Below are 15,474 nucleotides of genomic sequence, written 5' to 3'. Positions count from 1 at the left end.
CTGATTTTGCTTTCCCTTTACGGGATATGGGAGATTAGGAGAGCGAAAAGGCCGGGGCAAATGCTCCGGCCTTTTCGTATACGCGCAACAAAAGGCCTGCTTTTTTGAGCAGGCCTTTTGTTCACTTCATCAGCTTTTTCAGCAGGCTCAATTTTCCCTCATAAGGCGGGTAGCGCACCGGCAAATCCAGCCAATTGCCCTTTTTCAGCACCCCTTTGTAATGGGTAAAGGTATCAAAACCGTACTTGCCATGATATCGTCCCATGCCGCTGTTTCCCACGCCGCCGAAGGGCAGGCCGTGGTTCACCAGATGGACAATGGTGTCGTTGACACTTCCGCCTCCAAAGGAAATTTCCTCCATAATTCTCCGCTCCGTGTCCTCCGAATGGGTAAACAGGTATAATGCCAACGGTTTTGGACGGCTGCACACAAAACTCTTTACATCGTCCAGAGTCTCATAGGGAATAATCGGCAGAATCGGCCCAAAAATTTCCTCTTCCATGACTGGACTGTGCAAATCCGGATCATCGATAATCGTCAGTTCTATTTTCCGTTTTTGTCGGTCATACCTGCCTCCGCTGACAATTTTCTGTCCCTCCAGCAGAGCACAGAGCCGGTCGAAATGGTGCTCATTGATAATTGCCGGGTAATCGGGATTGTTTAACGGGTTATCCCCATAAAGTTTTTTGTATTCCTGCCCCAGGGCAGAGCAAAGTCTTCCCTTGATAGGCTCCTCTGCCAGGATATAGTCAGGGGCTACACAGGTCTGCCCACTGTTTAGGCATTTGCCCCAAACAATGCGCCGAGCCGCTAACCCGATATCCGCTGTCCTGTCTACGATGCAGGGACTTTTGCCCCCCAGTTCCAACGTAACCGGCGTCAGATTTTTTGCAGCCGCTTCCATAACGATTTTTCCCACTCGAGGGCTGCCAGTAAAAAAGATGTAGTCAAAAGGCTCCTTGAGCAGTTCAGTATTCGTCGGGATGTCTCCCAGATAGGTGCGGACGTGTTCCTCTGCAAAAGCGTCTGCCAGGAGCTTTTCCAGTACCTGAGAAGTGTGAACACTGGCAGGGGGCAGGGAAATCACAGCACAGTTTCCCGCTGCAATAGCTGCTGTAAGCGGCGCTAGAGTCAACTGAACCGGATAATTCCAGGGGGAGAAAATGAGCACCGTTCCATAGGGTTCGGGAATGATTTTTCCGCTGGATGGGAAATGGAGAATCGATGTTGCTGCACCCCGGGGTTTCATCCAACTTTTCAGATGCCTCTGGGCATAACAAATTTCCTGAACCACAGGGCCAATCTCAGTTTCCCAGCTCTCAAACTTGGATTTCCCCAAATCTAGTTGAAGCGCATTGTAAAGATCCTCTTCATAATCCAACAATACCGTTTTCAGTTTTTCCAACTGCCGCATTCGAAAAGAACGTGGCAGAGTCATGCCCGCAGAATAAAATGTATTGTTCATGAACTTCTCCTATCAAACCGTAAACGAAAAAGGTAACAACAAATGTAACCAATATGTAATGGCAAATTTCTTGATTTTTCATAAAATTTGTAATATAATTTCCAAATGCGTAGAACAATCCCACATTACGCGGGATGGAGGTAATGCCTTGAAGAAACACGCCATATTATTTGTTCTCATTGTCTGTGTCGTAACGGTTTACGGAATTTTGTCCGCCGACCATTATTTTCAACTCAACAACCTGGAAAAGCAGATGGAGTTAGCCACCGGCAGGATACAAAGTGCTTATACTGCCCGCCGGGAAGCAGATAACGTTCTGCTCGACTACTATACAGAATACACTCAAAAAAACACCGACACCGTTTCCTATGCATCCGCTGGGGGAGATCCGGTATCCGAGGATGCGGCGATTGATTCGGAATCGATACGAAGTACACTCAGCGCTTATAACATTCAAGATACCCGGTATCAGGAAATTCAGCTCCGGGTCGTCAACAGCGAACAGAACTTAAATTCCGCAATCAACCGGTACAATAGCCTGGTGGAGGAGTACAACAATAAAATTGCATCGCCCCTCTTTTTCCCCGTAAGCAAGTTGCTGGGATACGAGAAGGCCACTGCCCTACAGGCGGATTATCAGTGAAAAAGGTTTGGAAGCCACGCTTCCAAACCTTTTGTTTTGCTGGAAACCTTTGGAAACCATTATAGCCTCTAACCTTGGCTTCGTCAAGGAAATTATTTAATGGTGCTTGTGGTTGCTTGCAGCTTTGGCATGGAGCAAATGAGGAATCGGCTTTAGTTCTTCGGTGTGCTGAACCGCTTCTCCTTTCTTTTCCCGGAAAAACAGTTCCTTTAAACCAATAAACAGCAAAAATACCGCAAAAATTTTTGTCAGCCGCTCGTTTCCCAAGAGTTTTGCCGCTGCTACTCCCGCCATCACTCCGGCAATTCCAGTAAGCACCGACGGCAAAATTGCCTCTTTTACAATAAGGTTATTTTTCTTGTGAAACCACAGAGAAAGGGCACCGATGGGTAAAAAAAAGATGAGATTCACCCACTGAGCCTCCATTTGCGGCATTCCAGCAAAGGCCGTCAGATAAATGAGCAGGACAAATCCCCCGCCCAGTCCCATAGAAGCTGTAATTCCAGACAGCAGTGATACCGCCGCAATGATGAGCCAGTCCAATGGTCTCCCCCTTTCTCAATGTTTATTTTAACCATAGCCGCACAGCGGAGAATATGATGATCCCGCCAAAAATCCTGCGAAGCAGGCCGTTTGGTATTTTTTTCAGCAAAAATGCGCCAATTACTGCTCCCACGATACCCAGAGGCAGGTAAGAAAAAGCGGTACCCCAGTTGAAATCCAGTCCATTCATCAAAAATAAGGCGCTGAAAAAACTCAAAGGCAGAATGATGGCAATAGATGTGGCGTGGCACTTTTTCGATTCGATGTCTGCTCCCTGAAGCATGGGGACGACCACTGTACCGCCGCCGGATCCGAACAGCCCGTTGAGTGCGCCTGCCACTGCACCCAAAAAATAAAAATATCCTTTTCCCTTTTTCATTCTTTTCCCTCCCCGTCAGCTGAAAACCCCAGCCTCAAGCATTTTGTACAGATACTTTTATTTTGCGCGGAAAAGGAAATTATATCCCGAAAATAGGAAAAAGCGGCACAATTCCTGCGCCGCTTTTTTCCCATTACTAAAAAATATTTTTTAGTTGAGATTATTCAAAACCAAACTTCTGGAAAAAATTATTCTCTGGAATCGACCAGTAAATCCTGCACCGCTTTGCCGGCCAGCAAATAGCCTGCCACAGGCGGACAAAATGAAATGCTCCCCGGCGCATTGCGGCCTGTTTCACCGTCTGCAATAACCGTCTTGGAAGCCGGTTCTGTCGAATACAAAACCTGCTGGCGGATTATCCCCCGTTTTTTCAGCTCTCGGCGCATAACCCGTGCCAGGCCGCAGCCTCCTCCCGACTGGGCTGTCTCCCCGATGTCTCCAATGCGAAAACGGGAAGGATCAAAGCGGTTTCCAGTGCCTAGACACATCAACAGCGGAACTTTCTGCTCCTTGCAGGTCACCGCTAGATGGAGCTTTGCCGTAACCGTGTCGATGCAATCGATCATGTAGTCCGGTTTTTTCGAGAACACCTGCCCCCAGGTGTCCTCTCCGTAAAACAGGTCGAGGCGGATAACGTTGCAGGAAGGATTAATATCCAGCACCCGTTGCCTGCAAGCTTGGGTCTTCTGGAGCCCTATCGTGCTTCGGGTGGCGATGAGCTGACGGTTCAAGTTTGTCAGATCCACAGTGTCATGGTCCACTAAGACAAGAGTACCCACTCCGCAGCGGCAAAGCGCTTCCACGCAGGCGCCGCCCACGCCGCCTAACCCGATGACCGCGACAGTACTCCGCTCCAGTTTCCGGCAGGCTTCATCCCCGATGAGCAGCCTCTGTCGCATCAGCCAATCCTCCATCTCCATTCCCCTTTCGTTTTATGTAATACCACTACCAAGGCAAGGGCCTGTCCGTAAAAAAACATCCCCCGCCTATAAAAGCGGGGGACTTCACCTGTTTTGAAGCAGGATCTTTTAAAAATACTCCACCTTGCCGTCGCACAGCAACATAAACCCGCCTTTCAGCAGGTGGGTATTCCCCCCGACACATCGCGCTCCCTTCGTCCAACCGGACCATAATATCCGGCCGGGAGGTCTGCAATCCGCGCCAGGAGCAGAATTCCCTTATTATAAGTGTTGGATTTATAAAATGCTGTAACATACTCGAACAAGGCAGAAAATTTTATCTGCACTTAGTATACCAAAGAGTCTGTAAAAAATCAAGTTTTTTCGTTCAAAAAGACGATGGATTATTCTTCCACGTCGGGATCTTCCACTTCGTCCTCGTATTCGTCGTCGAAAATCGCATTCAAACGGTCGATGAACATATTGCCGATACGCTCATATTCATCATCATCGTCAATAGACGCCATCATTTCCTCGCCGTTGATGATTTCTGATGTAAGAATGACCAGTTCGCCGTCCGCTTCCAGCTGTTCCTGCGGATCATCGTACACAGGCATCAAAGCGAAATACCGTTTGTCGTCCACTTCCATCGCATCCAGCATCTCAAAGGTCTGTTCCACACCTTCTTCGTCGACCAAAGTATACAGGTTCGCCTCATCAAATCTATCAGCCATAATGCCCTCCAAAATTCTTTTTGTCATATTGTTAATTTTTGGCTATCGTTTTCATTGTACCGTCAAGGAATGTCAAAGTCAAGCGCAATTTGTAAATAGTGATATCTTTTTTTAATAAACAGCAGTCTTAATTTTTATATGTTAAATATAAAAATTTTCCGCATTTTCTAAAAAAACTATTGACAACTAACAATATTCTTGTTATACTATAGCCATAGAAGATAATCAAACGACAAATCAGTAAAGAAGGTGATTCCGATGAAAAGTGAAGAGAATTGTTTCGTCAGGGTCAATGGTGAGAACGCGTAAATCAAAAACAGTCCCCTTCGAATAAGTTGATTCGATTACAAAAGTACAAAATGTACCTGCTAAAGGCGAGAAAAACAAATCATGCGAAGAGACCAGTTTTTTAGGTATTGTAAGTGATATTTGAAAGAATGCGTGAGATTCGTTTTGATACTTGCCTCAGAGCAGAAATGCAAAATGGAAAACTTGTATGAATCCACATTCAAGCTTAACGGCAGTTTTGCCGGACTTTTGATTGACGATTATCCATTGATTATTTTCTATTTGATGTATTCATAAAGCATCATTGACTCTGAGAAACAAACAGAGTTTACCGATACTAAATACGAAAATGGTGAATCCAATGTACTAATTGCGAGTGAACCAAAACTCCATTCAAAGTGTCTGTACCATAACACTGAAACGGGTTCTTTCTCACAAAAAGAAATGCCGGGTGATACAAATGCAGAAAAGAATGGCTTTGGTTTATCCTACCAAACGAATGCGAAGACTAAAATTGGTTCCCTTGAGTTACGGAAACAAAGAATGTTACATTTTGTTCCGAGGGATTCCTGTAAGTTTCGTTGTAAGACAACTGGAACGGGTAAACAGCCATGGGAAAGAAGCGGATGACCGCGTTGGTTGTCTGACATCCCAGTGGTTATTGGAAGAGTCCTAAGGAAAATCGTTAGAATGTAAATTTTGAGAAAAGGTCCGTGATAAAACAGTTTTAAATTCGCACAATTAAAGTGAATAGCAAAATCAATTGCAGAATAATAGCCGAAGCGGATGTTCGCTTCGGCTTTATTTTTTATATCAAAAAGAGAAACCCCTATCGGAGAAAAAATAGCCAAATGATGAGGGCGAATGCCCCCAAAATTAAAAGCAAAACTGGCAGAAAGGTAATAAGCGCCGCGATGATCATCGCCGACAGATCCCCTTTTTCGAGATGCTCCCCCGCGGTACGGCGGCGGAAGTCAGCTTCGCTTTTGGAGGCGTTGAGTACCCGGGTGATGCGCCTTTTAAACATCTACTCTTCTTCCTTTCGGCGGGATTTGCCTTGGTTTTGTACCGACACCTTTCGGGACATGGCGAGCACGTCGGTATCGCTCCGGTGATGGCAGGCCACAAAGTGACCCGGAGAGACTTCTAAGAGGGACGGTGTCGCTTCCTTGCAAATTTGAGTAGCGTAAGGACAACGGGTATGGAACTTACAGCCTTTCGGGGGCTTCACCGGGCTGGGGATGTCCCCCGTGAGGAGAATCGTCTCTTTTTTCTCCCCCTGGTCGGTGGTGGGGATGGCCGACAGCAGCGCCTCGGTGTAGGGATGCCGGGGATGGGCAAAGATGTCGGCCGCCGGGGCCAGCTCCACGATGACGCCCAGGTACATGACGCCGATGCGGTCGCTGATATACTTCACCACGCTTAAATCGTGGGAGATAAAGAGATAAGTGAGATGCTCCTTTTCCTTTAAATCCAAGAGCAAATTGATGACCTGGGATTGGATGGAAACGTCCAGCGCCGACACCGCCTCGTCGCAGACGACGAATTTAGGATTTAAGGCCAACGACCGGGCGATGCCAATGCGCTGCCGCTGCCCGCCCGAAAATTGATGAGGATACCGGTGGAGCATATAAGGGGCGAGGCCGCATTCCTCCATGACCTTCATCACATAATTCTGCATCCGGTCGTCGTCTTTTTTGTAAAACCGGTGGGCCAAAAGCCCTTCCCCAATGATCTGCCCCACCGTCATCCGAGGGTTCAGGGAAGAATATGGGTCCTGGAAGATAAGCTGCAAATCCTTTCGCAGCATTCGCATTTCCCGGTAGTTTAATTTGGCCAGGTCGATGCCGTCGTCCCTATAATGGTCGTATTCCTTGTACTGGGGGTCTTCCCGGTACTGCTCCCTGAGGGCTTCGATGGCGAATTTCTTTTCGCCCAGGGCTTTTTCCCGCTCTCGAATTTCCGCCTTTTTTCCTTCCATACGGGCCTGAAGCTCCCGGAGGCGCCTTTTCTGAGAAGAGGCGTCCTTGCCCGACTTGTCCCGCTGTTTCACGGCGTCGGCAAAGACGTCGGCGTCCAACTGAAGCTCTGAGAGTTCTCCCCGCTTATCCCGGATTTCCGCCGCGATGCGGTAGCCTTCCATAAAAAGGGCCGACACCGCCTCCAAATCGTCGGAGATGAGCAGGCCGCCAATCAGCTGTACAATATCGAGAAAAGCGTCGTCTGCTTCCTTTTTCGCAAGCTCACGTTCGTCGTGCCGGTGGATTTTCTCCTCTTCCGAGAGGGTTTGGTATTCCGCGTCGAGCTTTGCATACTTCTCCCGCAGTTTTTCCATCTCCGTCTTCCGCTGGGGCAGGTTTTTGAGAATGTCCTGCACATAACGGGGCGCCAAATCGTCGAGAGAACGGCCGTAATACATAGTTTTGCCGTCGGTCTGGTGATAGAGCTGCAAAAGCGTCCGCCCAAAGGTGGATTTTCCGCAGCCCGATTCCCCCACAAGGCCGAAGGTCTCCCCCTCGTAAATCTCCAGGGAGATGCCGTCGTTTGCCTTGACGTATAGTGTTTCCTTGTCTTTAAAAGAGGTTTTCTTCAGCGGAAAATACTGTTTGAGGTTTGAAATTCTCAGCAGTACCTTTTTTTGCTCCATAACAGTCCTCCCGGCGGCCAGCCGCCCGCAAAAATCTATGTTCTCCGCCCCTATTCAGGGCGGCCTTTTGTGCTTTGAGTCACCGCCCCGCTATCTGCGATTGGGCGGGCGAATCGGTGTCCTTTTGTTTTGCCCAGCGTTTTTCCTTCTCGGCATAGTAGCAGCGTACCCAGTGATCCGGCTCCATTTGGACTAAGTCCGGCTCCCGGCTGACGCACTGGGCGGTGGCGTATTTGCACCGGGGAGCGAACTTGCACCCCTCCGGCAGGTCAAGCGGATGGGGCACCGACCCGGGAATCGCCTCCAGCCGCACCCCGTGGGGCGTATCCAGCCGGGGAATCGAGGTGAGAAGCCCCTCGGTATAGGGGTGGGAGTAGATGCTGCCGCCGAAAATCATACGGACCGGCGCCATCTCCACCACCTGCCCGCAGTACATCACCGCCACGTCGTCGGCCATCTCGTTGATGACACCCAAATCGTGGGTAATAAAGAGGATACTGGTCCCCTGCTCTTTTTTCAGCTCGTTCATCAGCTTTAAAATCTGCGCCTGAATAGTCACATCGAGAGCAGTTGTGGGCTCGTCGGCGATGAGGAGCTTTGGCCGGCAGGCCAGCGCCATGGCGATCATCACCCGCTGCCGCATGCCGCCGGAAAGCTGATGAGGATATTGTTTCGCCACGTTTTCCGGGTTGGGGATTTTCACTGCCCGGAGCATTTCGACAGACTGCTTGGCGGCTTCTTTTTTGCTGATGTCCTGATGGATGAGAAACGCTTCGCTGATCTGCCGCTCGATGGTGAACACCGGGTTGAGGCTCGTCATCGGCTCCTGGAAGATGACCGAAATGTCGTTGCCGCGGATTTTAAGCATTTCTTCCATAGGCGCTTCCACCAAATTCTGTCCGTCGAAGAGGATTTCTCCGCTGTCTATCCGGCCGTTGCCATCTAAAAGCCGCAGGATGCTCATAGCGGAGACGCTTTTCCCGCTGCCGCTCTCTCCCACGACCCCCAAAGTCTTGCCCGCGTCCACCGAGTAGGAGACCCCGTTGACCGCCTTGACAGTTCCTTTTTTCGTGTCAAAAAAGGTGTGCAGGTCGATGAGCTTTAACAGTGCCATTTGTGTTTCTCCTTTCCCATGGGTTTAGCGTTCGGCGGATTTGGGGTCGATGGCGTCCCGCAGGCCGTCGCCGATCAGGTTGATGCTGATGGTGGCAAAGCTCAGTGCGATGGACGGGAATACCCAACGCCACCAGTAGTCCGATATGACGGTGGACGACTGAGAACCGGTGAGCATGTTGCCCCAGGTGGGGTTCGGCTCCACTACGCCGAATCCCAGGAAAGACAGGGCCGACTCAGTTAGGAGCGCCGAGGCGAAGTTCAGCGTCGCGTTGACGATGACGACGGTGAGGACGTTTGGAATGATGTGCCGGAAGATGATGGTCAGCTCCCGGATGCCCATGGCTTTGGCGGCGGTGACAAATTCCTTTTCCCGCTCGGCGAGAATCTGCCCCCGCACGAGCCGGGCAAGCCCCGGCCAGCTCAGCACGCCCAGGATGACCATAATCATCGAAATCCGTCCCAGTTCCGACACCTTGTTGCCCAACAGGGCCGACAAAATCATCGCCAGAGGCAAAAACGGGATGGAACCGACGATTTCCGCAAACCGCATGAGCAAGTTATCGATTTTCCCGCCGTAATAGCCGGAAAATCCGCCGACGATGATGCCGATGAGGGTGGAAATGATGACGGCAATGGCGCCGATGGTCAGCGTCATCCGTCCTCCAGTGACAAGCCGGGAGAAAACGTCTCGGCCGAGGCCATCGGTGCCCATCAGGTATCCGCTCAGCCCCCAGGTGGTTACTTTTCCGTTTTCGTCCACCGCGTAGTTTTGATAGGTGCCGGCATAAACGACAGCCGTTTTGGTTTTGTCGAGGGAATTAGGCACATCCGCCTGATGATAGTTGTTTCTGCCCCAAGAATAAACCTTTCCTTCGTCGGTAACAGCGACGAAGTGATACCGCCCGGCGGCGATGTCCTTGATTTTCTTCCCTTTCAGTTCTTCCGGCAGGACATTGAGACCGTACTGGGCGTTGCCCCAGACATGGATCGCCCCATCATCCGTCAGGGCGATAGCCGCCGTATCGGCGGATTCCAAGTCTACGACGCGGCCCTGGATTTCCTCGGGGACCCGGGTAAAGGGGCTGGGTTTTGTCGACATGGCCACCACTTCTCCGCTTTTCGTGAGGCCCAGTACCGTCGTCCCGTTGGAAACAAGCTTGTCGATGGTGCCCTGGTACTCTTTGAGGGAAATATCCAGCAGGTTTTCGTTGCCCCAGGAGACCATCTTTCCGTCCTCCGACAGGACGACGGAAACCTGATACCCCGCCTCCACCTGTTTGATTTTGCCCAGCCGGTTCACCTCAGAGGGGACTTTGTCCAAAGTAAACCGGTTGTTTCCCCAAGTGTAGACTTTGTTGTCCTCGGATAGGGCAAGCACGTGGTTCTGCCCGGCGGAAACCTGCGCGATTTTTCCCATGTCCGCGGGAATCTGCTTGAGTTTTTGGTCCATCTTCCCCCAGAGGTACACCTTGCCTTCGTCATCTACCCCGATGCTGTAGGTGGCGCCAACATCGATCTGCCTGGCGTTTTTTTTGAGGCTGTTCGGTACGCTCAACATGTTAAATCCTGGACTGATATTCTGCTGGGTCACGTCCTGAAAGGAGGTGTCCAGATTGAAAATCGCCGCCAGAACAAAAGAGCTCAACAGGATAAATAGAAAGACGATAAGCCCCGTCATAGCAATTTTGTTATCCAAAAAATTGCGGACAATGGTGCGGAAAGGGCTTTGCATCTGTTCTTCGTCCATGACCGAGGTGTGGACGTTGTTGGCGCCCATAAATAGCTGCCGGAAGGTATTGCCGAGACCGCTTGCCCTGGATTTTCGATTTTCTTCCTTCATGCCGTCACCTTAGCCTGCTTTCCGCGATATCTATTTTTTTCATCGCAAAGCCGCCTTTCCTTTCCCGAATTTTTTTCATCAGCTCAGTTTCACACGCGGGTCAACGAGTGAATATCCCAAATCCATAATCAGGTTCCCGATCAGGGTGATGACTACATAAAACATCTGCATGGCGAGAACCACCATAAAATCCAGCTGCCGCAGCCCGTCGATCATGACCTTGCCCATGCCGTTCCACTGGAAGATGGACTCGATGACCACTGAACCACCGAAAATTCCCACAAACCAGCTGGTTAGGATAGTGACGACAGGGATGAGGGCATTCCGAAAGGCATGGGAGTAAATGACCACCTTTTGAGGCAGGCCCTTGGCCCGGGCGGTGCGGATGTAATCCATCTGGAGCACGTCAATCATGGCGCTGCGGACATACCGGGTAATCCCCCCAAGCGAACTGAGAGTCATGACCAGTACCGGCAGACACATATGATAGGCGGTGTCCAGAAAACGTTCCAGCCCGGTTCCGGTAAAACCGGGGCTGTTCACGCCGCTGATGGGAAAAATGGGCAGCCGCACAGCGAAGAGGAAAATCATCAAAAGCGAGATAACGAAGCTCGGTAAGCTGTATCCTACTACTGTTCCCACCTGCACCGTGTTATCAAAGGCCGAATATTTTTTGACTGCTGTGGCAATTCCCAATGGAATCGTGATGGCAAATACCAAAATCAAGCTGACAATATTGAGCTTGATGGTGTTAATCATCGGCTCCTTGATGAGCTGGGACACCGGTACCCGGTACTGGGAGGAATACCCGAAGTTGCCTCGCAGCATGTTAGTGATCCAGCTCAGATACTGGATGGGCAGAGGCTTGTCGAGGCCAAGCCTCTCCCGAGCGGCCTGATACATAGCCTCGTACCGCTCCGGGTCCACCGAGGAGATGGAGGAGTCGAGCATCATTCGCGCCGGATCCCCGGGAATCATTTTATAGACTCCGAACATGATGATAGAAACGATGAAAAAAACAAAAACGACGTATAAAAGCCGTTTTACAATATATTTGAACATCATTTTCCCCGCTTTCCACTGAAATTTTTTGAATGGGAAAAGTCACAAATTAAAAGAATGCGCTTTTCATTTATTTTCCCAACAAAGGGGGAAATTATCACAGTCATACAGTAAAAGACTGGGGTTTATTTTTTTCGCACAATTTTATGGCTCTTCAGATTGCGTCCAAGCGGAAGTTTTTTGTTTTGAAGGCACATTGCCCATCGTATTCCTGATATTTGTTTACACCAGAAAAAAAGCCCCGCCGAAGCGGGACTCATTTTTCGTCAATCTCCCTTGTCTTTGGGACGGAAAATAAGGGCAACGATCAAACCAAAAATCATGGCAGCCGCAATACCGCCTGCCGTAGCCGTCAATCCGCCGGTAAGCACGCCCAACAGGCCGTCTTTACCCACCGCTTCCCGCACGCCTTTGGCCAGCAGGTTGCCGAAGCCGGTCAGGGGCACTGAAGCGCCTGCTCCCGCAAAGTCCACAAGGGGTTGATACCACCCAAGTGCCCCCAGCACGACGCCCGCCACCACAAAGGAGACAAGAATCCGCGCCGGCGTGAGCTTTGTATAGTCGATAAGCACCTGTCCGACGGCGCAGATGACGCCGCCGATGAGAAATGCTTTTAAAAATTCCATAAACATCACTAATTTCCTCCTTTTCTGGTGGAAAGGTGGATGAGGTGGGCGATTCCCGGAATGCTCTCTCCCTGCTGGACCGAAGTGGGCGACATCAGTGCTCCAGTGGCCATAAAGAGGACTTCGTTCAGTTCTCCCGCACGCATCCGCCTGAGAATTTGCGAACATAATACCGAAGCGGAACATCCGCACCCGGAACCGCCTGCGTGGACGTCCTGGCTCTCTCGATCATAGAGGATGAGGCCGCAGTCGTCGTGCTGCTCCGATATGCTGATGTTGTCTTTCAACAGCAGTTCCAGCAGCAAATCCCGTCCCACCTGGCCCAAGTCACCGGTCAGGATCAAATCATAATCGGAGGGTTTGGTTTTGGTGTCTTCCAAAAACGTCTTGATGGTCCACGCGGCAGCCGGGGCCATGGCAGCACCCATGTTGTTGGCATCGGTGATGCCCAGATCCTGAATCGTTCCCATGCAGACCGACCGGACATAGACGTTCATGCCGCTCACCTCCTCGGTGCCCACGATGGCGGCGCCGGATGCCGTAGCCGTCCATTGAGCTGTGGGCGGCCGCTGTCCGCCGTACTCCAGCGGGAACCGGAATTGCCGCTCTGCCGAGCAGAAATGGGAGGAGGTAACAGCAACAGCGTTGCTGGCAAGGCCGTTATCCACAAAAATCGAAGCCATAGCAAGGCTCTCCGCCATTGTGGAGCATGCTCCGTACATGCCGATAAAGGGAATCTGAAATTCCCGCAAGCCGTAAGTGGCGCCGATACACTGGTTAAGCAAATCCCCTGCAAAAATGAACTCCACATCGCTGGAATTCAGTGAAGCTTTCTGCAAAGCGGTCTGCACCGCTTCCCTGAGCATTTCACTTTCTGCTTTTTCCCAAGTTTCCTGGCTGAAGGAAGTGTCGTTGTTAATGAGATCAAATTCCTCTTTTAACGGCCCTTCCCCCTCCTTTTTTCCCACAACTGTGGCCGAGGCCCGGATCACCGGTGCGTTCTCCATCTCAATGGTACTTCTACCTAATTTTTTCGACATATTTTCATTCCTTTCCGGAATCTTTTTTTGATTAGTATGGGCATTTCCTACCGTATTATTATTTGTTTATCAAAAGTGAGCAATCCATCATCAAAATTGATGAATCCATCTAATCGTATTTATTTCAACAAACTTATTCTGTATAATGAAACAAACCGGTACTTTATCAATAAGGAGTGAGCCCATGTATAAAACAATTATACCCGTGATGAACAAAAAACTGACTGACGCACAAAAAGCAAAACTTGTCAGTGAACTAAAGAAGGCCGATCCTCAGGCTGTCATGTTAATTTATGGGCGTATCCTGCGCAATCAGCAAGCGAAGGATCTGGAATACGAGCATTTTATCGAAAATAAATCTTTTTTGGAGGAAAACGGCTTCACCGTCGGAGCCTGGGTGACTCCCACCATCGGTTACGGCGCCCCCTATTATTTTGATCATGACGCTCCCTATACAAAGATCCACACATTAAAAGGCAATGGGGATACTATCCCAGGAGCCTACTGCCCTTTGTACGACGATTTTACAAACGAGCTCTGCAGCATCTTTAAACGGGTTGCAGGCACCGGTGTAAAATTAATTTTGTTGGAAGATGATTTTACCCTGACCGGCGGAAAGGCCCTCTTCGATAGAATGGGTTGCTGCTGTGAAAAGCATATGGCTATTTTGAGAGAACGGCTGGGCGAAAATATCACCGTTGAGGAATTAAACGACAAGGTCTACCGCCAAGGGCAAAATAAATATCGAGATACTTTCAGGGCGCTCCAGGGTGAAACCTTAAACAGCCTTGCCGACAAAATCGGCAATGCCATCCACTCAGTTAACCCTGAAATTCGTGTGGGATTAAGCTCCAACTGGTCCTCTTTCAATATCGAAGGGATCACTTTAGACAAGCTTGCCAAAACTATAGCGGGCGGCAATAAAGCTCTGATCCGCTTGACAGGCGCTCCCTATTGGGCCTGTATTCCAAACTTTGCCACCTCCATTGAGACCGCCCGCTTGGAATCTCAATGGTGCCGTCATAAGGATATTGAGCTTTTGACCGAGGGTGACACCTTCCCACGGCCCAGGCACAACGTCCCCGCCGCTTTGCTGGAAGGTTTCGACACTGTTTTAAGGGCAGATGGAAAAACTGACGGCATTTTAAAATACATGGTGGATTACAATTCCTCTGCAACCTATGAAACCGGCTACATAGAACGCCATGTCAGAAACAAACCCCTCTATGACGAAATTGAGCGGCGCTTTACTGGCGATACAGTTGGGCTCAATGTTCTTGAAGTGCCTGAACAGTTTGCATCCATTGAATTTGATGCGGACTGCCGCGTTGAGCATTACAGCTCCATCGGTTTGCTTCCAGTTGTTTCTCAGTGGTTCATGACCGACAATGGTCTGCCTACCACATACGAAAACAAAGAAGGAGCTATTCTGGCCTTTGGTGAGAACGCAAAATATCTAGACGACGGAATGTTAAACCGCGGCGTGATCTTAGATGCCTCCGGCGCCAAAAAACTCATGAAAAAAGGGGGCGATGTGGGTATCGAATCCTTTGAAAGAGCCAAAACTCCTCTTGCAGAGAAATTTATCGAAGAAGATGAGCTGATTTTAGCGAGTGCAGACGATGATAAAGTATTCTATCATTTTCAATTAAAAAAAGGAGCCAAAATTCTTAGCAAATTTTATCACTGTTCTGAAGGGTTAGGTCTGTTGCCCCCCAACGGCGTGTTAGAGGAAAACAGTTATCCGGCCTGCTATCTCTATGAAAATTCAAGGCACCAAAAATTTATGGTTTATTCTTTCTCTGCTGCTTCCTTTGGCTCCACAAATATGATGTGTCCCACCACTGTATTCCGCAATTATTTTCGTCCAAAACAGCTTGCAAAGGGTATTGAATGGCTTCAAGGAGAACCTCTCCCTGCCACTTGTTTCGGCCATCCTAACACTTATATGCTTTGCCGCAGAAACGGCAGCCAGATGACAGTAGGTATTTGGAACTTTTTTTCGGACGAAATTTTCACCCCTGAAATCAATCTCGATCGGGAATATACCTCACTGGACTGCTACTGCTGTGAGGGCAGCTTAGACGGCAGTAAGGTAAAATTATCCACTGATATTGCCCCCTATGGCTTTGCCTGCTTTACAGTAAAATAACTTTTAATGGCGTAGTTTCATCACTGCGCCATTTTTATTT

Annotated in this window: 13 protein-coding genes, 1 other RNA gene and 2 pseudogenes; 2 read left to right on the top strand and 14 right to left on the bottom strand. The window is 49.6% G+C overall.

Annotated elements, in window-relative coordinates; genetic code table 11:
- Window positions 1–121: 121 nt before the first annotated feature.
- Window positions 122–1,465, bottom strand: coding sequence for an aldehyde dehydrogenase (locus H8710_RS07040; RefSeq protein ID WP_249294801.1), 1,344 nt, complete (start codon window positions 1,463–1,465; stop codon window positions 122–124).
- A gap of 148 nt (window positions 1,466–1,613) precedes the next feature.
- Here H8710_RS07040 and H8710_RS07035 point away from each other — a divergent pair, with 148 nt between their 5' ends.
- A complete protein-coding gene (locus H8710_RS07035) occupies window positions 1,614–2,108 on the top strand; it encodes a LemA family protein (RefSeq protein ID WP_249294800.1) in 495 nt (164 codons plus the stop codon).
- A gap of 96 nt (window positions 2,109–2,204) precedes the next feature.
- Here H8710_RS07035 and H8710_RS07030 read toward each other — a convergent pair whose 3' ends face one another.
- From H8710_RS07030 to spoVAD, 13 genes and pseudogenes are all read right to left on the bottom strand, one after another.
- Complete coding sequence (locus tag H8710_RS07030) at window positions 2,205–2,651, bottom strand: TSUP family transporter (RefSeq protein WP_249294799.1); 447 nt, start codon at window positions 2,649–2,651, stop codon at window positions 2,205–2,207.
- A gap of 22 nt (window positions 2,652–2,673) precedes the next feature.
- The gene (locus H8710_RS07025) at window positions 2,674–3,030 is read right to left on the bottom strand and encodes a sulfite exporter TauE/SafE family protein (protein WP_249294798.1); all 357 of its coding nucleotides are present in this window, start codon (window positions 3,028–3,030) and stop codon (window positions 2,674–2,676) included.
- A gap of 188 nt (window positions 3,031–3,218) precedes the next feature.
- Window positions 3,219–3,944, bottom strand: coding sequence for a tRNA threonylcarbamoyladenosine dehydratase (locus H8710_RS07020; RefSeq protein ID WP_249294797.1), 726 nt, complete (start codon window positions 3,942–3,944; stop codon window positions 3,219–3,221).
- A gap of 118 nt (window positions 3,945–4,062) precedes the next feature.
- Window positions 4,063–4,266, bottom strand: a non-coding RNA gene (ssrS, locus tag H8710_RS07015) — 6S RNA.
- A gap of 67 nt (window positions 4,267–4,333) precedes the next feature.
- Window positions 4,334–4,663, bottom strand: coding sequence for a DUF1292 domain-containing protein (locus H8710_RS07010; RefSeq protein WP_249294796.1), 330 nt, complete (start codon window positions 4,661–4,663; stop codon window positions 4,334–4,336).
- 1,117 nt (window positions 4,664–5,780) lie between these two features.
- On the bottom strand, window positions 5,781–5,978 hold the full coding sequence (locus tag H8710_RS07005) for a hypothetical protein (RefSeq protein ID WP_249294795.1): 198 nt from the start codon (window positions 5,976–5,978) through the stop codon (window positions 5,781–5,783).
- Window positions 5,979–6,803 (bottom strand): annotated as a pseudogene (locus tag H8710_RS07000) (ABC transporter ATP-binding protein); the annotation flags it as partial.
- 399 nt (window positions 6,804–7,202) lie between these two features.
- Window positions 7,203–7,598 (bottom strand): annotated as a pseudogene (locus H8710_RS06995) (ATP-binding cassette domain-containing protein); the annotation flags it as partial.
- 79 nt (window positions 7,599–7,677) lie between these two features.
- On the bottom strand, window positions 7,678–8,712 hold the full coding sequence (locus H8710_RS06990) for an ABC transporter ATP-binding protein (RefSeq protein WP_249294794.1): 1,035 nt from the start codon (window positions 8,710–8,712) through the stop codon (window positions 7,678–7,680).
- Window positions 8,713–8,736: 24 nt separating this feature from the next.
- On the bottom strand, window positions 8,737–10,554 hold the full coding sequence (locus tag H8710_RS06985) for an ABC transporter permease subunit (RefSeq protein WP_249294793.1): 1,818 nt from the start codon (window positions 10,552–10,554) through the stop codon (window positions 8,737–8,739).
- 78 nt (window positions 10,555–10,632) lie between these two features.
- Window positions 10,633–11,619 (bottom strand): ABC transporter permease, encoded by a 987-nt coding sequence (locus tag H8710_RS06980; protein ID WP_346727096.1) that lies wholly within the window; start codon window positions 11,617–11,619, stop codon window positions 10,633–10,635.
- Window positions 11,620–11,882: 263 nt separating this feature from the next.
- A complete protein-coding gene (spoVAE, locus tag H8710_RS06975; protein ID WP_249295309.1) occupies window positions 11,883–12,242 on the bottom strand; it encodes a stage V sporulation protein AE in 360 nt (119 codons plus the stop codon).
- A gap of 8 nt (window positions 12,243–12,250) precedes the next feature.
- Window positions 12,251–13,282: a stage V sporulation protein AD gene (spoVAD, locus tag H8710_RS06970; protein WP_249294792.1), complete on the bottom strand. Its 1,032-nt coding sequence runs from the start codon at window positions 13,280–13,282 to the stop codon at window positions 12,251–12,253.
- Between the two features lie 184 nt (window positions 13,283–13,466).
- Between spoVAD and H8710_RS06965 the strand changes: the two genes are divergently transcribed.
- Window positions 13,467–15,434: a hypothetical protein gene (locus H8710_RS06965; protein ID WP_249294791.1), complete on the top strand. Its 1,968-nt coding sequence runs from the start codon at window positions 13,467–13,469 to the stop codon at window positions 15,432–15,434.
- The last annotated feature ends 40 nt before the right edge of the window (window positions 15,435–15,474 follow it).

Origin of the sequence: Fumia xinanensis, assembly GCF_014384905.1 — a bacterium.
Lineage (GTDB): Bacteria > Bacillota > Clostridia > Oscillospirales > Ruminococcaceae > Fumia > Fumia xinanensis.
Note: the sequence above shows the minus strand (reverse complement) of the source record. Positions and strands in the feature narration are given on the sequence as shown.